Here is a 20,278-nt window from a genome sequence, read left to right as displayed (position 1 = left end):
GCTCAACTCCTCCCTCAGGCAGCGACGATCTTGACGGCGCACTTCTTGAAGTCGGTCTGCTTGCTGATCGGGTCGGTGGCGTCCAGCGTGCACTTGTTGATGAGCCGGGCGGAGTCGAACCACGGCACGAACACCACGCCGCGCGGCGGCTTGTTGCGCCCGCGCGTCTCCACCCGCGTCATCATCTCGCCGCGGCGGGAGACCACCTTCACCTCCGATCCGCGGCGCAAGCCCCGCGCCTTGGCATCGTCGGGATGCATGAAGACCAGCGCCATCGGCATCGCCTTGTACAGCTCCGGCACCCGCATGGTCATCGACCCGCTGTGCCAATGCTCCAGCACACGCCCCGTCACCAGCCACAGGTCGAAGTCCTGGTCGGGCGCCTCCGCCGGCGGCTCGTAGGGGAAGGCGAAGACGTTGGCCTTGCCGTCCGGGTTGCCGTAGAACCGCACGTCCTCGCCCGTCTTCACGAAGGGGTCGTAGCCCTCGCGGTAGCGCCAGCGCGTCTCCTTGCCGTCCACCACCGGCCAGCGCAGGCCGCGCACCTGATGATAGGTGTCGAAGGGCGCCAGATCATGGCCGTGCCCGCGTCCGAAACCGGCATACTCCTCGAACAGCCCCTTCTGGACGTAGAAGCCGAAATGCTTGGCTTCGTCGTTGGCATAATCCGCATCGACGTCCGACAGCGGGAAGCGGTCGACGGTGCCGTTGCGGTACAGCACGTCGAACAGCGTCTTGCCGCGATAGGAGGGGTTGGCATCCAGCACCGCCGCCGGCCACACCTCGTCGGTGGTGAAGCGCTTGGAGAACTCCATCAGCTGCCACAGGTCCGACCGCGCCTCTCCCGGTGCGGTGACCAGCTGGTGCCAGAAATGGGTGCGGCGTTCGGCGTTGCCGTAGGCGCCTTCCTTCTCCACCCACATCGCCGCCGGCAGGATCAGGTCGGCGGCCGACGCGGTGACGGTGGGATAGGCGTCCGACACCACGATGAAATTGTCCGGATTGCGGTAACCGGGATAGGTCTCGTTGGCGCTGTTGGGCGCCGCCTGCAGGTTGTTGTTCACCATGATCCAATAGGCGTTCAGCTTGCCGTCCTTCAGCATCCGGTCCATCAGCACGGCGTGATAGCCGATCTTGCCCGGCAGCAGGTCCTTCGGCAGCTTCCACGCCTCCTCCGCATGGGCGCGGTGGGTCGGGTTGGTCACCTGCATGTCGGCGGGCAGCCGGTGGGCGAAGGTCCCCACCTCGCGCGCCGTGCCGCAGGCCGACGGCTGGCCGGTCAGCGAGAAGGGACCGTTGCCGGGCTGGGAGATTTTCCCGGTCAGCAGATGGATGTTGTAGACCATGTGGTTGGCCCAGACGCCGCGGACATGCTGGTTGAATCCCATGGTCCACAGCGACATGACCTTGGTCTTCGGGTCGGCATACAGCTCCGCCAGCGCGGTCAGCCGCTCCTTCGGCACGCCGGTCAGCTCCGCCGTGTAATCCAGCGTGTAGGTGCTGACGAACTTGGCGAAGGCGTCGAAATCGATGGGCTTGGAATCGGTCGGGTCCTTGGCGTTGGCCGCCCGCACCTCCAGCACATTCTCCGGCCGCAGCCCATAGCCGATGTCCTTCTGGCCGAGCCGGAAGTTGCAGTGCTTTTCGACGAACTCCTTGTTCACCCGGTTGGTCTGGATGATGTGGTTGGCGATGAAGTTCAGGATCGCCAGATCGGTCCCCGGCGTGAAGATCATCGGGATGTCGGCCAGCTCGAAGCTGCGATGCTCGAAGGTCGACAGCACCGCCACCTTTACATGGTGATGTGCCAGCCTGCGGTCGGTGATGCGGGTCCACAGGATGGGGTGCATCTCCGCCATGTTGGAGCCCCACAGCACGAAGGCGTCGGCATTCTCGAAATCGTCGTAGCAGCCCATCGGCTCGTCCATGCCGAAGGTGCGGATGAAGGCAACGGCGGCCGACGCCATGCAATGGCGGGCGTTGGGGTCAAGGTTGTTGGTGCGGAACCCGGCGCGCATCAGCTTCGTCGCGGCATAGCCCTCCCAGATCGTCCACTGGCCGGAGCCGAACATGCCGACCGCCTCCGGTCCCTTCTCCTTCAGCACCCGCTTCCACTGGCGGGCCATCTCGTCGAAGGCGCGGTCCCACGACACCGGCTGGAACTCGCCCTCCTTATGATAGTGCCCGTCGCGCATGCGCAGCAGCGGCTGGGTCAGCCGGTCCTCGCCATACATGATCTTCGACAGGAAATAGCCCTTCACGCAGTTCAGGCCGCGGTTCACCTCTGCCTGCATGTCGCCGTGGGTGGCGACGACGCGGTTGTCCTTGGTCGCGACCATCACGCCGCATCCGGTGCCGCAGAAGCGGCAGGGCGCCTTCGACCATTTCAGCGCCGTGTCCTCGCCCGCCACCAGCGAGCTTTGGGCGGCCGCCGGCAGGCTGATGCCCCCGGCGGCGGCAGCGGCGGCCACCGCCTGGGCCTTGATGAAGTCGCGACGGTCCAACATGGGCATCCCCCTTCTTCTTCTGGTGTTCGGATCCGGCTGGCAAGGCAGGGCAGGGCTAGCTCCCCTCGGCGGCCTCCACCTCCGCGCGGTCGATGTGCCCCCGGTCGATGTGGTGAAAGACCATGACGGCGGAGAACACGCCGTCCAGCAGGTGCAGCGCGGTCATGCGGTCGGCGATCCAGCCCTCATGCGGTCCCTCGACGGTGACCACCATCTTGCCGGCCTGCTCGATGTGAAGTTCGGTGCCGGGCAGGGTAGCGATGGCGGCGCGCACCATCGCCTGCCGGTCCGGCCGCACATGCAGCAGCAGCGAGGCGAGATGCCGTTCGGTCCCCGTCGTTACTCCAGTGATGTCATCGAACGGCATGGACTGGACTCCCGGTCTTGTGAGGGGCGGTCTGGTGGGTGAGGGTAACGGCACCGGGCGGGCAGGCGGCGACGCAGGCGCCGCAACCGGTGCAGGCCGTGTCGTCGATGCGGGCATGGGCGGCCCCGCCGGGCGCCGGCTGGAATCGGATCGCCCCTTCCGGGCAGACGTCCTGGCAGCTCCGGCACACCACCCTCTGCACCGCAAGGCAGGACGGCGCGACGCTCGCCCGTAACGCCCAGGGCGGCGCCGTCCGGTCGAAGATCGGCTCGGCGCAGGCATCGGCGCAGGCGCCGCAGAAGCTGCATTCCCCGCGCGTGAAATCGGCCTCGGGATAGCCGCCGTCGCCGGGCCGCAGGATCGCCTCCGGACAGGCCGCGGCACAGGCGCCGCAGCGGGTGCAGAGCGCAGTGAAATAATCGGGACGGGACCAGGGGGGATGGATCGGCGCCGGCCCTGCCGCCGGCCGGCCGCGCAGGAGGCACCGCCTTCCCCGGTCTATGGATCCACCATCTAAGCCACCGTCGGTCATGGGACGGTCCCTCCGTCAGACCGGCGGCGGACCGGGCGGACCCAGGATCATCTGCGACATCCAGACGATGAAGCCATAGCCGCCGACCACCGCGATCGACAGCACCGGCCAGATGAACACCGCCAGCAGCAGGAACATCGCGATCTCGCGCCGGCGGGTCCCCGGATCGACCGGCGGGCGCGGGTCGGCAGAGGTGGAGGCATCGACGTTGCGGGCTGGGCTGGCTTGCCGGGCTGCGCTCATGGGATGCGGCCTTCCGCTTTATCTCGGGCTGACCGTTCCAACCGCAAATTGCTGGAAACGTCTCGCAGCGGCCCACTGCCCCTAGGGAGTATGCCATCAGGCGAGAGACGCGCTATTCCCCTTCCATCTCTGGGGATAAAGGAAGCCACACAGCCAGAGAGGGTATCTTTTTCACCAAACCACAACCCCAGCCAAAAGTTGTTGATCTGGCGCAATTCGTGCGGCGATCCGCCGAACTCTTGATCTTGGTCAAGTCCTTACGCTCTGGCTGGGTATTTGATCCGCCCGAAACACCGAAGCCAATTGGCGAAAGCCGGAGGATGGCCGTCGTGAGGTTCACGCGTTTGCAACGTTGGGTGGGATCGGCCCTTGTCGCCGTCCTTTTGCTGCTGACCGGCATTGCCGCGGCCGAGGCCGCCGAGAGCGGCCGGTTGCTGCCTTATCTGGCGAAGCTGCAGCCTTCCGATCTCGTCCCCGGCGCCGACCGCTTCGGCAAGCCGACCCCGAACGCCCCCACCGTCCCCGTCTACAAGGGCGACGCCGTGGTGGGCCACGCCTATCTGACGTCGGACTATGTCAACACCACCGGCTATTCGGGCCGGCCGATCGACGTGGTGGTCGGGCTGGCGGCGGACGGCACGGTGACCGGCGCCCGGCTGATGGACCATCACGAACCCATCGTGCTGATCGGCATCCCGCCGGCCCGCATCAACGGCTTCATCAACGGTTATGTCGGCAAGAACGTGCTGCAGCTCGCCAGCCAGAGCGCCGCCAGCCCGCCGGTCGACATCGTGTCGGGTGCGACGGTGACCGTGATGGTCATCGGCGATTCCATCATCCGCTCCGGCAAGAAGGTGATGCAGTCGCTGGGGCAGGGCGGGACGGACGCGGAACCGGTCGTGACCAAGACCATCGACCTGTCGAAGACCGGGGTCGAGGACTGGGCGACCCTGATCGGCGACGGATCGGTGCGCCGGCTGACCCTGACGGTGGGGGAGGTGAACGCCGCCTTCGAGAAGACCGGCAAGGCGGAGGCCATCGCCCGCGCCGAGGCCGGCAGCCCCGACGAGACCTTCATCGACCTCTATGCCGCGCTGGTGACCATTCCCACCATCGGCCGCTCGCTGCTGGGCGATGCGGAGTACGAGACCCTGACCAAGCACCTGAAGCCGGGCCAGCAGGCGATCCTGGTGGCGGGGCAGGGGCGCTATTCCTTCAAGGGCTCGGGCTATGTCCGCGGCGGCATCTTCGACCGCATCGAACTGGTTCAGCATGAGGGCTCCGTCCGCTTCCGCGACAAGATGCACAAGCGCCTGGGCAGCGTCGCCGCCGTCGGCGCCCCCGATTTCCCGGAGATCGGCCTGTTCGTCCTGCCGGAGAATGCGGAGTTCAACCCGGCCGACTCCTGGCGCCTGCAGCTGCTGGTCCAGCGCGCCATCGCGGCGCTCGACAAGGTGTTCGTCACCTTCGACCTCGGCTATCAGCCGCCCGACAAGTTCCTGAAGACCGAAAAGCCGGCCGCTCCGGCCCCGGCATCGGCCGCCGCGCCGGCGTCCGCCCAATCCGCCAGCCACAGCGCCGCCATCCAGGCCGCCGGTGCGGCGGAGGCGGAGGAAGCCGCCGAAACGCCGCTGTGGCAGCGCATCTGGCAGAACCGGAAGGTCGATGTCGCCATCCTGTCCGTCGCCATCCTGCTGCTGACCGGCATCTTCTTCTTCCAGGACCAGCTGACCAAGCGTCCGGCGCTGTATGAGCGGGTGCGGACGGCCTATCTGGTCTTCACCCTGGTCTGGCTCGGCTGGTACGCCACGGCCCAGCTGTCGGTCGTCAATGTCCTGACCTTCGCCAACGCGCTGCGCACCGATTTCCGCTGGGACTATTTCATGATGGACCCGCTGGTGTTCATCCTGTGGTTCTCGGTGGCGGCGTCGCTGCTGTTCTGGGGCCGGGGCGCCTTCTGCGGCTGGCTCTGCCCGTTCGGCTCCCTGCAGGAACTGCTGTCGAAGGCGGCGAAGAAGATCGGCATCCGCCAGATCACCGTGCCCTTCGGCCTGCACCAGCGCCTGTGGCCGATCAAATACATCATCTTCCTGATGCTGTTCGCCCTGTCGCTGCAATCGCTGGGCACGGCGGAAAAGGCGGCGGAGATCGAGCCGTTCAAGACCGCCATCATCCTGCATTTCGTCCGCGACTGGTGGTTCGTCGCCTTCGCCGTGGCGCTGCTGGCGGCCGGCCTGTTCATCGAACGCTTCTTCTGCCGCTATCTCTGCCCGCTGGGTGCGGCGCTGGCGATCCCCGGCCGGCTGCGGATGTTCGACTGGCTGCGCCGCTACAAGGAATGCGGCAGCCCCTGCCAGCGTTGCGGCAACGAATGCCCGGTCCAGGCCATCCACCCCGACGGCTCGATCAACCCCAACGAATGCATCCAGTGCCTGCACTGTCAGATGCTCTACCACCACGACCACAAATGCCCGGTCATGATCCAGAAGCGGCAGAAGCGCGAGAAGTGGCAGGCCGCCGAGGCCCGGCTGGCGGCGGAGAAGGAAGCCGCGGCTGCGGCCCAGCCCGCCCCCGCCGGCGCCGCCTCCCGCAGCACGGTGTCCACCGCCGATCCGGCCACCGGCCGGCTGACGATCCGGCCGCACCAGTCCTGACCGCCATCCCCTCATCCCCATAACGGGACCCGGTCGCAACGGGTCTCATGACAACCCCAAAAGCGGGGTCAGCGAAGGAGCAGACTATGTCGAGTGAGACCAACAACACGGCAGGCGTCAACCGCCGTGCTCTACTGGGCGGAACGGCGAAGGCCGCGGCGCTTGCCGGGTTGACCGGCGCGGTCGGCGGTGCGACCGCCAGCGGCATCGCGGGCAGCGCCCTGTTCGGTGCCACCGAAGCCCTGGCGGCCAACGCCCAGGCCGGCCACCTCAACGCCGAGGTGAAGCCGGGCGATCTCGACGAATATTACGCCTTCCATTCCGGCGGGCATTCGGGTGAAGTCCGCATCCTCGGCCTGCCGTCGATGCGCGAGCTGATGCGCATTCCGGTGTTCAACCGCTGCTCCGCCACCGGTTGGGGCATGACCAACGAAAGCCGGAAGATCCTGACTGAGCACATGCTCCCGGAAACCAAGAAGTTCCTGGAGACGCGCGGCGGCATCTACCTGAACGGCGACGCCCACCACCCGCACATGTCCTTCACCGACGGCACCTATGACGGCCGTTACATCTTCATCAACGACAAGGCCAACACCCGTGTCGCGCGCATCCGCTGCGACATCATGAAGACCGACACCATCATCGAGATCCCGAACGCCGCCGCCATCCACGGTCTGCGTCCGCAGCGCTACCCGCGCACCGGCTATGTCTTCGCCAACGGCGAGCAGCGCGTGCCGACCCCGAACGACGGCCGCGACCTGACCAACACGAAGGCCTACAAGTCGCACTTCACCGCCATCGACGGCGACACGATGAAGATCGCGTGGCAGGTCTGGGTCGACGGCAACCTCGACAACACCGACGCCGACTATCAGGGCAAATACGCCTTCTCCACCTGCTACGACTCCGAAGAGGGCGTCACCGCGGCGGAGATGACCAGCGCCGAGCAGGATTGGGTCGTCGTCTTCAACCTGAAGCGCATCGACGAAGCGGTGAAGTCCGGCAAGATCCCGTTGGTGAACGGCGTGCCGGTGGTCGACGGCCGCCACGGCAGCGCCTTCACCCGCTACATCCCGGTGCCCGCCAACCCGCACGGCATCAACGCCGCTCCGGACGGCATCCACGTCACCGTGAACGGCAAGCTGTCGCCGACCGTCACCGTGTTCGACGTGCGCCTGCTGGACGACCTGTTCGACGACAAGATCAAGCCGCGCGACGTCGTCGTCGCCGAGCCGCAGCTGGGCCTCGGGCCTCTCCACACCGCCTATGACGGTCGCGGCAACGCCTACACCACCCTGTTCCTCGACAGCCAGCTGGTGAAGTGGAACATCGACAAGGCGCGGCGTGCCTACAAGGGCGAGAAGGTCGACCCGATCATCCAGAAGCTGGACGTCCAGTATCAGCCCGGCCACAACCACACCTCCATGGGCGAGACCAAGGAGGCCGACGGCAAGTGGCTGGTGTCGCTGAACAAGTTCTCCAAGGACCGCTTCCTCAACGTCGGCCCGCTGAAGCCGGAGAACGACCAGCTGATCGACATCTCCGGCGACGAGATGCGGGTGGTGCATGACGGCCCGACCTTCGCCGAGCCGCACGACACGCTGATCGTCCACCGCTCCAAGGTGAACCCGCGCTCGGTCTACGACCGCAACGACCCGATGTGGGAAGAGGCGCGCCAGCAGGCCAAGAAGGACGGCGTGGTGCTGGAGGATGACACCAAGGTCATCCGCGACGGCAAGAAGGTCCGCGTCTACATGTGGCAGCGTGCCCCGGCCTTCGGGCTGGAGGAGTTCACGGTCAAGCAGGGTGACGAGGTGACCGTCTATGTGACCAACATGGACGACATCGACGACCTGACCCACGGCTTCAGCATCACCAACCACGGCGTCTGCATGGAAGTCGGCCCGCAGGCGACCGCCTCGGTCACCTTCACCGCCGACCGTCCGGGCGTGCACTGGTATTATTGCCAGTGGTTCTGCCATGCTCTGCACATGGAAATGGCCGGCCGCATGATCGTCGAGCCGTCCTCCACCTGACCCGCGACGCTCCACCCGCCTCCCCCCTCCAGGGGCGGGGCGGGTGGGGCACTCGTCACAGTTCCGAGAGCATCCCATGCGTCACCGCCTCTCCATCCTGCTCGGTGTCACACTTGCCCTGGTGACGGAACCGCTGGCCGCCGCCACGGTGACGGTGGCACCGGGCAGTTTGCAGGCGGCGCTGGCCTCGGCGGCTCCGGGGGATACGCTGGTGCTGTCCACCGGCGTTCATCCCGGGCCGCTGACGGTCCGCACCCCGGTCACCCTGACCGGCGAACCGGGCGCCATCATCGACGGCAACGGCAAGGACAGCACGCTCACCGTGCTCGCTCCCAACGTCACCGTGCGGAACCTCGAGATCCGCAATTCCGGCCTCAGCCTGATCGACCAGAATTCCGGCATCTTCCTCGGCAAGGAGGCGCGCGGCGCCGTGGTCGAGGACAACCGGCTGCGCGACAACCTGATCGGCGTCTATATCTGGGGCGCCGCCGACAGCCTGATCCGCCGCAATGACATCGTCGGCCGCACCGACCTGCGCGTGTCGGAACGCGGCAACGGCATCCAGCTGTGGAACGCGCCGGGCACCCGCGTGCTCGACAACAGCGTGCGCGAAGGGCGCGACGGGCTGTTCACCACCTCGTCCCGCAAGAACGTCTTCTCCGGCAACCGGTTCGAGCGTGTCCGGTTCGCCATCCATTATATGTACACGAACGATTCCGAGCTGACCGACAACGTCTCCATCGGAAACAATGTCGGCTATGCGGTGATGTTCTCCAACAACCTGCTGATCCGCAACAACCGCTCCAAGGCCGACCGCGAGCATGGGCTGATGCTGAACAGCGCCAACGGTTCGCGCATCGAAGGCAACGTGATCGAGGGCAGCTTCGCCGGCGCGGTCTCCGACAGCGGCGAGGCGCTGCCCGACAACGACATCCCCCGCGACAGCGAGGCGATGAGCGACCGTCTGCGCAGCGGCACCTGGAAGTGCGTCTTCATCTACAACGCCAACAAGAACCGCTTCACCGGCAACCGGTTCGAGGGCTGCGAGATCGGCGTCCATTTCACCGCCGGGTCGGAGCGCAACAGCCTGACCGGCAACGCCTTCATCGGCAACCGCACCCAGGTCAAGTATGTCGGCACCCGTTATCTCGACTGGTCGGAGGATGGGCGCGGCAACTACTGGTCCGACAATGCCGCTTTCGACCTGAACGGCGACGGCATTTCCGACGAGCCCTATCGCCCCAACGACGTGGTCGATCGGGTGATGTGGGCCTATCCGGCGGCCAAGCTGCTGATGAACAGCCCCGGCGTCCAGGTGATCCGCTGGGCGCAGAAGCAGTTCCCGGCCCTGCATCCCGGCGGCGTGATCGACAGCGCCCCGCTGATGGCGCCACCCCCCATGCCAAGTTCCGTCCAGACTGCCGAAAGGAAACAGCCATGACCGACTTCACCGCAGAGGTGCAGGGCGTCACCAAGCGCTATGGCGAGACCGAGGCGGTGCGCGGCGTGGACCTGACGCTGGCGCCCGGCGAATGCGTGGCGATGGTCGGCCACAATGGCGCTGGCAAAAGCTCCCTCATCAAGCTGATGCTCGGCCTGACCACCCCGACGGAGGGTCGCATCCGCGTGCTGGGCGGCGACCCGGCCAGCGCCGCCTGCTCCCACATCCGCCGCCAGATCGGCTTCCTGCCGGAAAACGTCGCCTTCCACCCCAACATGACCGGACGGGAGACGCTGGACTTCTACGCCCGGCTGAAGGGCGCCCCGCGCCGCGACAACGACGCGCTGTTCGAAAAGGTTGGGCTGGAACCCGCCGCGATCAAGCGCCGTGTCTCCACCTATTCCAAGGGCATGCGCCAGCGCCTGGCCCTGGCCCAGTCCCTGCTCGGCGGCCCGAAGCTGCTGTTCCTCGACGAACCGACCACCGGCCTCGACCCGGCGCTGCGCCAGAGCTTCTACGCCATCGTGGCGGAGCTGCGCGACCAGGGCACCACGATTCTGCTGTGCAGCCACGCCCTGACCGAACTGGAAGGACAGGCCGACCGCGTCGTGGTGATGAACCGCGGCCGCAAGGTCGCCGACGGCTCGCTCGCCACCCTGCGCAGCCTCGCCCAGCTTCCGGTGCGCATCCGCCTGACCCTGCCGACCGACGACATCGACGCGCTCGCGGCCAGGGTGGGGGAGGGTGCCGCCCTGACCCGTCTGGCCGGCGGGGTGGTGGAGTTGGCCTGCGCCAACGACGACAAGGTCGGTCTGGTCCGCCGCATCACCTGCGACGGTCCCACGGTCGCCGACATCGAGATCGTCCAGCCCAGCCTTGACGAGATGTACGCCCATTTCCTGCGCCGGGAGGCCGCCGAATGAACACGCTTCTGATCGTCGCCGGCAAGGAACTGCGCGAGGCGACCCGCAACCGCTGGGTCGTCGCCACCACCCTGCTGATGGCCGCGCTGGCCCTGACGCTGAGCTTCCTGGGATCCGTCCCCACCGGCACGGTCGGCGTCGGCCCGGTCGAGGTCACCATCGTCAGCCTGTCCAGCCTGACCATCTTCCTCCTTCCGCTGATCGCCCTGCTGCTGTCCTTCGACGCCGTGGTGGGGGAGATCGACCGCGGCACCATGACCCTGCTGCTGTCCTACCCGGTGGCGCGCTGGCAGCTGCTGCTCGGCAAGTTCCTCGGCCATGCCGCGGTGATCGCGCTGGCGACCGTGGTCGGCTACGGCGCCGCCGGGGTCGCACTCGCCATGGGCAACACCGCCATCGGTCCGGAAAGCTGGCGCGCCTTCGCCTCAATGATCGGGTCCAGCGTCATGCTGGGCGCCGCCTTCACCGCGCTCGGCTATCTCGCCTCCACCATCGTCCGCGACCGCGGCACGGCGGCCGGCATCGCCGTGGCGGTGTGGCTGGGCTTCGTCCTGCTCTACGACATGGCGCTGCTGGGCATCCTCGCCAGCGGCAGCGGCCTGGGGGTGGAGGCACTGAACTGGCTGCTGCTCGCCAACCCGGCCGACGCCTACCGCCTGTTTAACCTCACCGGCTTCAAGGGCGTCAGCGCCTTCGCCGGCACCGCCGGCCTCGCCGCCCATGTCCAGTTGTCGGTCCCGCTTCTGCTGGCGGTGATGGCCGGCTGGATCGCTGCCCCGCTGGCGCTGGCCGCCGCCCTCTTTTCGAGGAAGCAGATCTGATGCGTACCCTGCGAACCGCCCTTCTCGCCGCCGCCCTGCTGCTGCCGCTCGCCGCCTGCAAGCAGGAGAAGGCGGAGATCGCTCCGCCGCCGCCGGTCACCCTGACCGCCGACGCCGTCGGCCATTACTGCGGCATGAACCTCGCCGACCATCCCGGTCCCAAGGGCCAGATCCTGGTGAAGGGGGAGGCGCGGCCGATCTGGCTGTCCTCCGTCCGCGACACCTTCGCCTTCACCATGCTGCCGGAGGAGCCGAAGGAGATCAGCGCCATCTACGTCACCGACGTGGCCAAGGCGACCGATCCCGCCGCCCCCGACATGACCGTCTGGGTCGAAGCACGCCAGGCCTGGTACGTCCTCGGCAGCAAGCTCCGCGGCGGCATGGGCGACGCCGAACCCTATCCTTTCTCCGACAAATCGGCGGCCGAGCGTTTCGCCCAAGCCAACGGCGGCAAGGTCCTGCGCTTCGCCGACGTGCCCGAGGATCAGATCCTCGCCCCGCCCGCCGCCACCATGGCCGAGGGAGAGCATTGATGCAGACCGTCTTCACCCGTCCCCTGGCCAGACGCCGCTTCCTCGCCATCGGCGCCGTCGCAGCCGGCCTCTCGCTGTTGCCGCACCGCCTGCTGCGCGCCGAAACCATTGCCGACGGCGTTCCCGTCCGCGTCTGGCGCGGCGTGACGCTGGGTGCCGATGCCAGCCTGAGCATCGCCCATCCCGATCCGGCCGAAGCCGACCGCCTGATCGCGCTGAGCCTGGAGGAAGTCGCCCGTCTGGAGCGCGTCTTCAGCCTCTACCGCGCCGATTCCGCGCTGCGCCGCCTCAACCGCGACGGCGCGCTGGACTCGCCCCCCGCCGACCTCGTGCGGCTTCTCTCCGAGGCCACCGCCGCCGCCCGCAACACCGGCGGCGCCTTCGATCCCACGGTGCAGCCGTTGTGGCAGCTCTATGCCGGCCACTTCGAGCGCCCGGACGCCGACCCCGCCGGCCCGCCGGAGGGCGCCATCCGCGCCGCCCGCGCGCTGGTCGATGTCCGCGCCCTGCGGGTGGAGCCCGACCGCATCGCCTTCGCCGCCGGCGGCATGGCGGTGACGCTGAACGGCATCGCCCAGGGCTACATCACCGACCGTGTCACCGAACGGCTGAAGGCTGAAGGTCTGGAGCATGTGCTGGTCGACATGGGCGAGGTGCGCGCGCTGGGGCATCACCCCTCCGGCCGCCCCTGGACCGTCGGTCTGGCCGATCCCGGCAACCCGGACCGCACCACCGCCACGGTCGAGCTGACCGACGGCGCGATGGCCACCTCTGGCGGCTACGGCACCCGTTTCGACGCGGCGGGCCGTTTCACCCACCTGTTCGACCCGGCGAGCGGCACTTGCGCCGCCCAGTGGCTGGCGGTTACCGTGCAGGCACCGGACGCCACGACGGCCGACGCCCTGTCGACCGCGCTGTCGGTGGTGCCGGCGGATCGGGTTCCGGCCATCCTGGCCGCCTACCCCGGCGTCACCGCCCGCTTCACCCATCCCGACGGCCGCATCCTGCGGCTGCCGGCTTAAAGAGATCGGATCATCGTCATGGGAAGCTTCAGCCTGTTCCACTGGGCCATCGTGCTGCTGGTCGTCCTCCTGCTGTTCGGCGCCGGCAAGCTGCCGTCCGTGATGGGCGACTTCGCCAAGGGCATCAAGAGCTTCAAGGCCGGCCTGAAGGACGAGGAAGAGGATCGCAAGCCGATCGCGTGATGGCTTGAGCGCATGCGGCGGGCGCCCCCTCCCTAACCCTCCCCCACCTTCGGTGGGAGAGGGGACTGCCGCCGCTTTGGCAGATAAGACACGCTGACAAGCGTCCTACCCCCTCTCCCGCGAAGCGGGGGAGGGATGGGGAGGGGGCACCCGCCTAAGCACCCCCACCCCTCAGCCCCCCTCACGCCACCCGCAACGCCCCCGCGGTGTCGTGGTAGAACCCGTTCACCAGCGGCGCGTCGATCAGCCCGCCCAGTTCCGCGGCCACCTCCGTCCCGTCGCGCCGCCCATCCAGCACCGCCCGGAACGCCTCGGCGACGCGCACCATGTCCATCGCCTGCGGCGACAGGCGGAAGCGCGAAACCCCCATTTCCAGCAGCGCCGGCACTTCCGCCGCCAGGCACAGGCAGCCGTGCGACATCGTCTGCGTCCCGTTGACGGTCAGGAACGGCTGGCCGTCCATCGTCGTCACCGGCATGCCGTCCGGGTCGTTGCCGCAGACGAACTGGCAGCCGTCCTTGTGCAGCCCGTGGGCGCGCGCGTGGTAGCAGCGGGCCGAGATGGCGAGCGGCGCCCGCCCCCAGACCTGCACCTCGGTTTCTACCCCCAGTTCGCGCCCGGCCTTCGCCAGCACCGCGACGGTGGCCGCCGGCAGTTCCGCCGGCAGCGACACCGCCACCGCGCCGCGCCCGGCCATCCAGCCCAGCGTCGCCTCGTTGTAGACGTTGATCGTCGGCCCGACCGCATGGGGCCGCCCGGCCAGCAGCGCCAGCGCCCCCATGTCGTTCGCCTCGATGAACGCGGCATCGGACTCCACCAGATCGCGCATCGCCGACCGTTCGCGCTCGCTGCCGACCAGGATCGGGCTGGCGAGCCACACCGTCTTGCCGGCGGCGCTCAGCCGTTCGATCACGTCCCCCATCGCCTCGGCGAAGAAGGGCGCCCGCTTGAAGCAGACGATCTCGCCGACGATCACGGTGTCCACCGGCGCCTCGTCGGCGATGCGGGCGTAGAAGTCGCGCCAGCGGTCGACCGGCCAGTTGAACAGCACCGGCCCCAAAGTGAGTGACGCAGTCATTCCGTAAAACTCCTCACCGCCATCCGCGGGTATAGGCACCGGTGGTCTGGGTTCCGCCTTCGACCATCGCCTGCAAATCGATGTGCGGCACCGGCCGGCCGGCGGCGAAGGTCTCCAGCGCCTCGCGATAGGCGCGCACCACCGCGGCGATATAGGCCTTGCCGCGCTGCCGCCCCTCGATCTTCAGCGCCCGCACGCCGGCCGCCTTCAGCTCCGGCAGCAGGTCCATCGCGTTGAGGCTGGTCGGCTCCTCGAACAGATAGGCCGGGCCCTCCCCGACGCCGTCACCGGCGACGAAGCGGCCCTTGCACAGCGTCGGATAGCCGGCCTGCTCGCCCTCGCCGAACACGTTGATGGTGAAGCCGCCCAGCGTGGAGGCCAGCGCGCCGCCCCGCTGCTCGTAGCGGACATGGTTGGCCGGCGAACAGACGCCCTGCTTGTTGGGCGACAGGCCGGTGGCGTAGGAGGACAGCGAACAGCGCCCCTCCGCCATCGGGCAGAGGCCGCCGAAGACGAACACCTCGGTCTCGATGTCGATCTCGGCGTTCAGCTTGGCGATTTCCGGCACCGTCAGCACGCGCGGCAGCACGACGCGCCGCACGCCGAAGGCATCGCGGTACAGCCGGATCGCCTCGACATTGGCGGCAGAGGCCTGGACCGACAGGTGCAGCCGCAGGTCGGGATGGCGCTTGGCGGCATAGGCCAGCAATCCCGGATCGGCCAGGATGACCGCGTCCACCTTCAACCGCGCCGCATCGTCCACCGCCTTCTGCCAGGGGCCGAGATTGCCGGCCTGCGGATAGGTGTTGATGGCGACATAGACCTCGACGCGGCGCGCATGGGCGTAGTCCACCGCGTCGGCAACATCCTGCCGGGTGAAGTTCAGCCCCGGAAAATTGCGGGCGTTGGTTTCGTCCCGGAAGCCGAGATAGACGGCATCGGCCCCCGCATCGACGGCGGCACGCAAAGCGGCCGGCGTCCCCGCCGGGCAGATCAGTTCGAAATTGTCCATGATTCCTCAGGCCCTCGTGCCCGGCAGCGCCCCGGTGATGCGCGCCTCCACCCGCTCGATCCCCCGCCGCAGCGGCGGCGGCAGTAGCCGGCGCGCCGCCTCGATCCGGTCCAGCACCGGCCCGGCATTGCGCCGCAGCACCGGCAGGGCGCGGGCCAGCGGCCCGGCGATGGAAGCGGCGTCGGCCACCAGATCCATCTCCTCCTCGCCGTCCAGCGTGTTGCGCAATGCCAGGATCAGCGCGGTGTCGCCGGAAATGCTCAGCTCGCGCCGGAAGAACAGCGCATCGCCGTCGATCCGCCCCTCCAGCAGGTCGAGCAGCTTGGCATAAGGCCCGCGAACCACAGCGTCGGCCCCCGTCTCGTCCACACCGTCAACCCCACAGGGCAGGGCATGCAGCGACAGATCATGCCCGACACGCATCAGCAGGGCGACCGGCGCGTCCACCGGCTCGATCAGCACGCGGGCGTCCGGCATCTCGCGCAGTGCCTCGAAGGCACGCGGATGCCGCTCGGCCAACAGCCGCAGCAGCCGGGCGAGCAGCGCGTCGCTGGCCCGCCGCCCCAGCTTGGGCACCAGCCCCAGCCCGGCCCGGCTCAACCCGGTTTCGAACCGGCGGGCGCGCTCGTAGAAGGCAGGGGCATCGGAGGCGAAAACATTCGGTGCGACATCGGGATCGCGCATGGGCGGCTTCCCTCCTCATCGGTCATTCCGCCGCCCATGAAAGCCGGTAACCGCCTGACGTCATTGACCTCGGTCAAGTTCAAGCTTGAAAGGCTCCGCCGTCAGGCCGCACTCGCCAACCCGGCCCGGTCGATCAGGTCGTACAGCTCGCGGTCCTCGCGGCCGATGCGGTGTTTCAGCGCGGCGACCACCTCCCGCGTCTCGCGGATGAAGGCGGCCGGGTCCTTGGCGACGGCCACCGGGCCGGGCCAGCGCGTGCGGTACTGGTCGAACCGTCCCCGCAGATCGCCCATTTCCGTCTGGAACCGCGCCGCCGTGCTGCGCAGCGCGGCATCCGGATGGGCCAGCAGCCGGGGATAGAGCGCGCTGTCCTCCAGCGACAGATGGACGGCGAAGGTGCCGAACAACTCCCGCACTGCGGCGATCAGCGCCGCCGGGTCCGCCTCCACGGTGCGCGAGGCGAGCAGCGCCTCGATGCGCCCGACCAACTGGCCGACATTGGTATGGTGGTCGCGGTAGAGCGCGGTGCTGACGGTGACTTTGGACATGATGCTGTCTCCAACCGGGGCCGCCCTTCATGGGCCGCGTTGAAGCCAGAATGCCGGCCGGCGGGTCCGGCATCGTTGCGCCACCGCAAACAACTCCTATTCGCACTACTGTCAGTGATTGGCCCACAGCCCCGGCGTCACAAAGTCCCGAATGTGGTCCCACTCACAGCGCCCAGACGGCAATGCGCCCAGGATCGCTCCAACGCCGCAAACCACCCCCGGTCGGATGGACGGCGCCGAACCTCGCCGGACGGAGCGATCCCATGACCATCCTCTGCATCACCGCCGCCACGTCGATCCTGAGCCTGGGCCTGCTGGTCGGGTGCGATCTCTGTTTCACTCTGACGTCGGACATCGCCAGGACCAGGACCGCCCCATCCACCCGCCGGCGGTCCGGCGAGGACGTCATGGGGTAGGCTCCGCCGCTTACGGCTGACCGCTGCCGCCCGCCGCGCCATAGACATGGCCGGTGGTGAAGCTGGCATCCTCCGCGGCAAGCTGGACATAGATGCTGGCAAGCTCCGCCGGCTGGCCCGGACGGCCGAACGGGGTCTGGCTGCCGAACTGCTTCAGCTTCTCCTGGCTGGCACCGCCGCTGACCTGCAAGGGGGTCCAGATCGGGCCGGGAGCCACGCCGTTGACGCGGATGCCCTTGTCGGCCAGTTGCTTGGCCAGCGACTTCACGTAATTCATCGTCGCCGCCTTGGTCTGGGCATAGGCGTACAAATCCGGCGTCGGGTCATAGGCCTGTTCCGACGTGGTGCCGATGATGACCGACCCCGGCTTCAGGTGGGGCAGGGCGGCCTTGATGATCCAGAAGGGGGCGTAGATGTTGGTCTTCATCGTCGCGTCGAATTCCTCGCTGCTGACGTCGAGGATCGACGGGAAGGCCTGCTGCCGCGCGGCGTTGCAGACGACGATGTCCAGCCCGCCCAGGCCCGCGACCGCATCGGCCACCAGCTTTTGGCAGAAGCCCTCGTCGCGCAGATCGCCGGGGATCGCCACCGCCTTGCGGCCGGCCTTCTCGATCAGCGCGACGACCTCACGGGCGTCCGGCTCTTCGGAGGGGAAATAGTTGATGGCGACGTCGGCGCCCTCGCGGGCATAGGCGATGGCGGCGGCCCGGCCCATGCCGGAATCGCCGCCGGTGATCAGCGCCTTGCGCCCGGCCAGCCGGCCGGAGCCCTTGTAGCTGGTCTCGCCATGGTCGGGCGGCGGATCCATGTCGCGGGCCAGCCCCGGCCAGGGCTGCGACTGGCCGTTGAAGGGCGGGCGCGGGTATTTGCTGCGGGGGTCCTGCGGCGTGACGGTGTCGTCCTTGCGGTCCATACCTGTCTCCTGATTCGGCACTCTGTGTGCGACGCGGTGAAGCGCCCCACACAGAACCGGTCGGAACAGGAATGGTTGCCGCAACCCTGACCGTCAGCCAAACGGGGTCCTCAGCCGCACATGCCGCCGCAGCAGGAGCCGTTGCGCCGGGCCAGCAGCCGCTCATAGGCGATGCTGACCACGCCGGCCGGCGGGATCACGCCCTGCAGCAGCGCCATCACGTCGGCCTCCAGCGTGCCCGGCGGGATGTCCGTCACCTCGCAGACCGAGGCGCCGCTGCCGTCCGGCCCCAGCCGGGCATCCGCCGCCGTGACCGCCACATCGCCGTTGCGGGCAATGCACACGCGCAGGCTGGTCGCCACCGCACCCTCGGGCCGGGAGATGCGGACCTGCCAGACCTCGGGACCCTGCTGCAGATACTCCCAGGCGAAGCCGGCGCCGAACAGGCTCAGCAGCTGGTGGTGCAGCGGACGCGGGTCATGGTCGTTGACCAGCGAGAAACCGTCGCCGGGCGTCAGGTCCTGCACCGACTGGAAGATCAGCTGGTGGCGCTGATAGGGCGGGATGGCGCGGAGATCGAGAACCGGTTCGGCCTGGGCGGTGGGGGAGGTGGTGGTCGGCATCGTCGTCCGTCTGGTCTGTGGGGGAGCGGCAGGATCGCCATGCCCCCCTGTACCCCGGATCGCCGCCCCCTTCTTTGCTCCAGCACAAACGCCGGAGAGGGTGGGGCGCTCAGCCGGCCATCGCCCCTGTCAATGCGGAGGCGAAAGCCCGGTCCTCCTCGACCGACAGCAGGGTGTCGGTGGCCGGCACCAGCGTCGTCTCCTCCTTCTGGATGTGCAGGACCAGGGCGCGGACCAGCTCCTCGCCGAAGCTGCGAAAGACCGGCCAGCTGTCCCAGTCGAACCCCTCCCGCAGAGCCAGCGCGCAGAAGCGGCCCAGCCGACGGATGATCGGGCGCATGTGTTCGTGGTCGTCCAGCAGGTCGGCCGTCCACTCATGCCCGCCCGCCACGGCCAGCGCCGGGAACAGCGCCTCTTCCGCCGAGAAATGGCTCTCCAGCGGGCCGTCCAGCTCCGCGGCCAGGGCGGCGACGGTGTCGCGTTCCTCCGCCGTCAGCACCGGCAGGCTGTCCTCGCCATGGCGGCCGAACAGGGCTTCCAGCCGGTCCAGCAGGTCCATCACGCGGTGATGGTCGTCATGCAGGATGCGGCCGGTCAGGCTGTCGGTGTGCATCACCGTATCTCCGTCGAATGAGCCTCAATCGAATGGCCGGGCCGCCCGTCCGCGGCGGCAAGATCGGCCAGGAAAGCGTCAAGCTCCAGCCCATAGGCCTCGGCCGCCTCGCGCACCGTCATGAACGGCGCCATGGCGCAGCCGGGGCAGGCGAGGCCATGGCGAAGCAGCACCGGCACCACCGCCGGCCGCGCGCTCATCAGCTCGGCCATCGTCAGATCGGCGAGCTTCATATCGGCAAACGCCATATCGGCGACCGTCATTTCCGCATGCTCCGGCACAGGGGGACAGGCCGCCACCATAGCCACCACGCCGCAAGCGATCTTTGCGCCACAGCAACCCTGCCGGAGATCACTCCCGCTTTGGCACCGGCGGCAGATCCTCGGCGATGACGACCAGCGCGTGCGGCTTGCGGATCACCACCTGCTGCCGGCCGCTCTCGACGATGCCCTGGCTTTCCCAGGCCGACAGGGTGCGGCTGACGGTGTGCAGCGTCGTCCCCGTCATCTCCGCCACATCCTGGCGCGACAGCGGAAAGTCGATCTCCACCCCCGCCTCGACCCGCCGTCCGGCCTGCCGCACCAGCCGCAGCAGGGCATGGGCGATGCGGCGCTCCACCCGCTCCGTCGCCACCTCGCGCAGGCGGTTCTGCAGCTCGCGCAGCCGGCCGCCGATGATCGACAGCGCGTTGCGGGCGATGGCGGGATGGCGGTCCATCAGCTCGGTCATCGTCGCCGCCGGCCAGGACAGCTCGACGCAGTCGGCCACCGCCACCGCATCGGCCGGATAGAGCCCGTCGGTGAAGATCGCCAGCGTCCCGAACATCTCGCCGGGGCCGATGAAGCGCATCACCACCTGCTGCCCGTCAGGGCCGGTCTGCACGATCTTCACCCGCCCGTCGATCAGCGCATGGCCGGCCGCCGCCGGCTCCCCCTGGGTGAAGACGGCGGTGCCGCGGGGATGCAGCCGGGGCCGCGCCAGCGCCACTGCGTCGGCCAGCGCACCGGTATCGAGGCCGGCGAACAGCGGCATGCCGCGCAGAACGGCGGGATCGGGGGGCGGGGGCATGGCGGTCGTCCTGGCTCGCTGTGCGTGATCTGTATCCATTCGTGCACGACTTTGTTGCGGC

At 68.4% G+C, this 20,278-nt stretch carries 21 protein-coding genes and 1 pseudogene; 9 read left to right on the top strand and 13 right to left on the bottom strand.

What is annotated here, in order from left to right; all coding sequences use genetic code 11:
• Nucleotides 1–14: 14 nt before the first annotated feature.
• The 4 genes from napA to napE are packed head-to-tail and all read right to left on the bottom strand — an operon-like array spanning nucleotide 15 to nucleotide 3,649.
• Nucleotides 15–2,507, bottom strand: a complete 2,493-nt coding sequence (napA, locus tag M5E06_RS25685; protein ID WP_252141032.1) for a periplasmic nitrate reductase subunit alpha — start codon at nucleotides 2,505–2,507, stop codon at nucleotides 15–17.
• Nucleotides 2,508–2,562: 55 nt separating this feature from the next.
• Nucleotides 2,563–2,874, bottom strand: coding sequence for a chaperone NapD (locus M5E06_RS25680; RefSeq protein WP_252140636.1), 312 nt, complete (start codon nucleotides 2,872–2,874; stop codon nucleotides 2,563–2,565).
• Nucleotides 2,861–3,406 carry a ferredoxin-type protein NapF gene (napF, locus tag M5E06_RS25675; RefSeq protein WP_252140635.1) on the bottom strand — a complete coding sequence of 182 codons (546 nt, stop codon included), beginning with the start codon at nucleotides 3,404–3,406 and terminating at the stop codon, nucleotides 2,861–2,863. Before napF ends, M5E06_RS25680 begins: the two co-directional genes overlap by 14 nt.
• Before the next feature lie 15 nt (nucleotides 3,407–3,421).
• The gene (napE, locus tag M5E06_RS25670) at nucleotides 3,422–3,649 is read right to left on the bottom strand and encodes a periplasmic nitrate reductase, NapE protein (RefSeq protein ID WP_252140634.1); all 228 of its coding nucleotides are present in this window, start codon (nucleotides 3,647–3,649) and stop codon (nucleotides 3,422–3,424) included.
• 320 nt (nucleotides 3,650–3,969) lie between these two features.
• Here napE and M5E06_RS25665 point away from each other — a divergent pair, with 320 nt between their 5' ends.
• The 8 genes and pseudogenes from M5E06_RS25665 to M5E06_RS36095 all read left to right on the top strand — a co-directional run.
• Nucleotides 3,970–6,303, top strand: coding sequence for a NosR/NirI family protein (locus M5E06_RS25665; protein WP_252140633.1), 2,334 nt, complete (start codon nucleotides 3,970–3,972; stop codon nucleotides 6,301–6,303).
• 86 nt (nucleotides 6,304–6,389) lie between these two features.
• Nucleotides 6,390–8,339 (top strand): TAT-dependent nitrous-oxide reductase, encoded by a 1,950-nt coding sequence (nosZ, locus tag M5E06_RS25660; protein ID WP_252140632.1) that lies wholly within the window; start codon nucleotides 6,390–6,392, stop codon nucleotides 8,337–8,339.
• A gap of 76 nt (nucleotides 8,340–8,415) precedes the next feature.
• On the top strand, nucleotides 8,416–9,780 hold the full coding sequence (locus tag M5E06_RS25655) for a nitrous oxide reductase family maturation protein NosD (RefSeq protein WP_252140631.1): 1,365 nt from the start codon (nucleotides 8,416–8,418) through the stop codon (nucleotides 9,778–9,780).
• Nucleotides 9,777–10,703, top strand: a complete 927-nt coding sequence (locus M5E06_RS25650; protein WP_252140630.1) for an ABC transporter ATP-binding protein — start codon at nucleotides 9,777–9,779, stop codon at nucleotides 10,701–10,703. Before M5E06_RS25655 ends, M5E06_RS25650 begins: the two co-directional genes overlap by 4 nt.
• Nucleotides 10,700–11,524 carry an ABC transporter permease gene (locus M5E06_RS25645; protein ID WP_109075753.1) on the top strand — a complete coding sequence of 275 codons (825 nt, stop codon included), beginning with the start codon at nucleotides 10,700–10,702 and terminating at the stop codon, nucleotides 11,522–11,524. Before M5E06_RS25650 ends, M5E06_RS25645 begins: the two co-directional genes overlap by 4 nt.
• Nucleotides 11,524–12,057, top strand: coding sequence for a nitrous oxide reductase accessory protein NosL (locus tag M5E06_RS25640; protein ID WP_252140629.1), 534 nt, complete (start codon nucleotides 11,524–11,526; stop codon nucleotides 12,055–12,057). Before M5E06_RS25645 ends, M5E06_RS25640 begins: the two co-directional genes overlap by 1 nt.
• On the top strand, nucleotides 12,057–13,079 hold the full coding sequence (locus tag M5E06_RS25635) for an FAD:protein FMN transferase (RefSeq protein ID WP_252140628.1): 1,023 nt from the start codon (nucleotides 12,057–12,059) through the stop codon (nucleotides 13,077–13,079). Before M5E06_RS25640 ends, M5E06_RS25635 begins: the two co-directional genes overlap by 1 nt.
• 18 nt (nucleotides 13,080–13,097) lie before the next feature.
• Nucleotides 13,098–13,244 (top strand): annotated as a pseudogene (locus M5E06_RS36095) (twin-arginine translocase TatA/TatE family subunit); the annotation flags it as partial.
• 199 nt (nucleotides 13,245–13,443) lie between these two features.
• Here the strand turns inward: M5E06_RS36095 and ubiV are convergent.
• The 4 genes from ubiV to M5E06_RS25610 all read right to left on the bottom strand — a co-directional run bounded on the left by ubiV (nucleotide 13,444) and on the right by M5E06_RS25610 (nucleotide 16,584).
• A complete protein-coding gene (gene ubiV / locus M5E06_RS25625) occupies nucleotides 13,444–14,340 on the bottom strand; it encodes a ubiquinone anaerobic biosynthesis protein UbiV (protein WP_252140627.1) in 897 nt (298 codons plus the stop codon).
• Between the two features lie 13 nt (nucleotides 14,341–14,353).
• Nucleotides 14,354–15,352 carry a ubiquinone anaerobic biosynthesis protein UbiU gene (gene ubiU, locus M5E06_RS25620; protein ID WP_252140626.1) on the bottom strand — a complete coding sequence of 333 codons (999 nt, stop codon included), beginning with the start codon at nucleotides 15,350–15,352 and terminating at the stop codon, nucleotides 14,354–14,356.
• 6 nt (nucleotides 15,353–15,358) lie between these two features.
• Nucleotides 15,359–16,036, bottom strand: coding sequence for a ubiquinone anaerobic biosynthesis accessory factor UbiT (gene ubiT, locus M5E06_RS25615; protein ID WP_252140625.1), 678 nt, complete (start codon nucleotides 16,034–16,036; stop codon nucleotides 15,359–15,361).
• Nucleotides 16,037–16,137: 101 nt separating this feature from the next.
• Nucleotides 16,138–16,584 (bottom strand): hemerythrin domain-containing protein, encoded by a 447-nt coding sequence (locus M5E06_RS25610; RefSeq protein WP_252140624.1) that lies wholly within the window; start codon nucleotides 16,582–16,584, stop codon nucleotides 16,138–16,140.
• Nucleotides 16,585–16,847: 263 nt separating this feature from the next.
• Here M5E06_RS25610 and M5E06_RS25605 point away from each other — a divergent pair, with 263 nt between their 5' ends.
• The gene (locus tag M5E06_RS25605; protein WP_252140623.1) at nucleotides 16,848–17,000 is read left to right on the top strand and encodes a hypothetical protein; all 153 of its coding nucleotides are present in this window, start codon (nucleotides 16,848–16,850) and stop codon (nucleotides 16,998–17,000) included.
• A gap of 10 nt (nucleotides 17,001–17,010) precedes the next feature.
• Here the strand turns inward: M5E06_RS25605 and M5E06_RS25600 are convergent, their stop codons facing one another.
• The 5 genes from M5E06_RS25600 to M5E06_RS25580 all read right to left on the bottom strand — a co-directional run bounded on the left by M5E06_RS25600 (nucleotide 17,011) and on the right by M5E06_RS25580 (nucleotide 20,217).
• Nucleotides 17,011–17,913: an SDR family oxidoreductase gene (locus tag M5E06_RS25600; RefSeq protein ID WP_252140622.1), complete on the bottom strand. Its 903-nt coding sequence runs from the start codon at nucleotides 17,911–17,913 to the stop codon at nucleotides 17,011–17,013.
• Between the two features lie 110 nt (nucleotides 17,914–18,023).
• Complete coding sequence (locus M5E06_RS25595) at nucleotides 18,024–18,536, bottom strand: DUF2249 domain-containing protein (RefSeq protein ID WP_252140621.1); 513 nt, start codon at nucleotides 18,534–18,536, stop codon at nucleotides 18,024–18,026.
• Nucleotides 18,537–18,645: 109 nt separating this feature from the next.
• The gene (locus tag M5E06_RS25590) at nucleotides 18,646–19,149 is read right to left on the bottom strand and encodes a hemerythrin domain-containing protein (RefSeq protein WP_252140620.1); all 504 of its coding nucleotides are present in this window, start codon (nucleotides 19,147–19,149) and stop codon (nucleotides 18,646–18,648) included.
• Nucleotides 19,149–19,412, bottom strand: coding sequence for a DUF1858 domain-containing protein (locus tag M5E06_RS25585; protein ID WP_252140619.1), 264 nt, complete (start codon nucleotides 19,410–19,412; stop codon nucleotides 19,149–19,151). The genes M5E06_RS25590 and M5E06_RS25585 overlap by 1 nt, the downstream gene beginning before the upstream one ends.
• Nucleotides 19,413–19,500: 88 nt before the next feature.
• A complete protein-coding gene (locus M5E06_RS25580; protein WP_252140618.1) occupies nucleotides 19,501–20,217 on the bottom strand; it encodes a Crp/Fnr family transcriptional regulator in 717 nt (238 codons plus the stop codon).
• Between the last annotated feature and the right edge of the window lie 61 nt (nucleotides 20,218–20,278).

It is taken from the genome of Azospirillum sp. A1-3 (genome assembly GCF_023806445.1).
Taxonomy (GTDB): domain Bacteria; phylum Pseudomonadota; class Alphaproteobacteria; order Azospirillales; family Azospirillaceae; genus Azospirillum.
Note: the sequence above shows the minus strand (reverse complement) of the source record. Positions and strands in the feature narration are given on the sequence as shown.

What these genes read in the sequence shown, in the direction of transcription:
- napA (WP_252141032.1), bottom strand. Translation starts at nt 2,507, where the DNA reads ATGTTGGACCGTCGCGACTTCATCAAGGCCCAGGCGGTGGCCGCCGCT.
- M5E06_RS25680 (WP_252140636.1), bottom strand. Translation starts at nt 2,874, where the DNA reads ATGCCGTTCGATGACATCACTGGAGTAACGACGGGGACCGAACGGCAT.
- napF (WP_252140635.1), bottom strand. Translation starts at nt 3,406, where the DNA reads ATGACCGACGGTGGCTTAGATGGTGGATCCATAGACCGGGGAAGGCGG.
- napE (WP_252140634.1), bottom strand. Translation starts at nt 3,649, where the DNA reads ATGAGCGCAGCCCGGCAAGCCAGCCCAGCCCGCAACGTCGATGCCTCC.
- M5E06_RS25665 (WP_252140633.1), top strand. Translation starts at nt 3,970, where the DNA reads ATGGCCGTCGTGAGGTTCACGCGTTTGCAACGTTGGGTGGGATCGGCC.
- nosZ (WP_252140632.1), top strand. Translation starts at nt 6,390, where the DNA reads ATGTCGAGTGAGACCAACAACACGGCAGGCGTCAACCGCCGTGCTCTA.
- M5E06_RS25655 (WP_252140631.1), top strand. Translation starts at nt 8,416, where the DNA reads ATGCGTCACCGCCTCTCCATCCTGCTCGGTGTCACACTTGCCCTGGTG.
- M5E06_RS25650 (WP_252140630.1), top strand. Translation starts at nt 9,777, where the DNA reads ATGACCGACTTCACCGCAGAGGTGCAGGGCGTCACCAAGCGCTATGGC.
- M5E06_RS25645 (WP_109075753.1), top strand. Translation starts at nt 10,700, where the DNA reads ATGAACACGCTTCTGATCGTCGCCGGCAAGGAACTGCGCGAGGCGACC.
- M5E06_RS25640 (WP_252140629.1), top strand. Translation starts at nt 11,524, where the DNA reads ATGCGTACCCTGCGAACCGCCCTTCTCGCCGCCGCCCTGCTGCTGCCG.
- M5E06_RS25635 (WP_252140628.1), top strand. Translation starts at nt 12,057, where the DNA reads ATGCAGACCGTCTTCACCCGTCCCCTGGCCAGACGCCGCTTCCTCGCC.
- ubiV (WP_252140627.1), bottom strand. Translation starts at nt 14,340, where the DNA reads ATGACTGCGTCACTCACTTTGGGGCCGGTGCTGTTCAACTGGCCGGTC.
- ubiU (WP_252140626.1), bottom strand. Translation starts at nt 15,352, where the DNA reads ATGGACAATTTCGAACTGATCTGCCCGGCGGGGACGCCGGCCGCTTTG.
- ubiT (WP_252140625.1), bottom strand. Translation starts at nt 16,036, where the DNA reads ATGCGCGATCCCGATGTCGCACCGAATGTTTTCGCCTCCGATGCCCCT.
- M5E06_RS25610 (WP_252140624.1), bottom strand. Translation starts at nt 16,584, where the DNA reads ATGTCCAAAGTCACCGTCAGCACCGCGCTCTACCGCGACCACCATACC.
- M5E06_RS25605 (WP_252140623.1), top strand. Translation starts at nt 16,848, where the DNA reads ATGACCATCCTCTGCATCACCGCCGCCACGTCGATCCTGAGCCTGGGC.
- M5E06_RS25600 (WP_252140622.1), bottom strand. Translation starts at nt 17,913, where the DNA reads ATGGACCGCAAGGACGACACCGTCACGCCGCAGGACCCCCGCAGCAAA.
- M5E06_RS25595 (WP_252140621.1), bottom strand. Translation starts at nt 18,536, where the DNA reads ATGCCGACCACCACCTCCCCCACCGCCCAGGCCGAACCGGTTCTCGAT.
- M5E06_RS25590 (WP_252140620.1), bottom strand. Translation starts at nt 19,149, where the DNA reads ATGCACACCGACAGCCTGACCGGCCGCATCCTGCATGACGACCATCAC.
- M5E06_RS25585 (WP_252140619.1), bottom strand. Translation starts at nt 19,412, where the DNA reads ATGACGGTCGCCGATATGGCGTTTGCCGATATGAAGCTCGCCGATCTG.
- M5E06_RS25580 (WP_252140618.1), bottom strand. Translation starts at nt 20,217, where the DNA reads ATGCCCCCGCCCCCCGATCCCGCCGTTCTGCGCGGCATGCCGCTGTTC.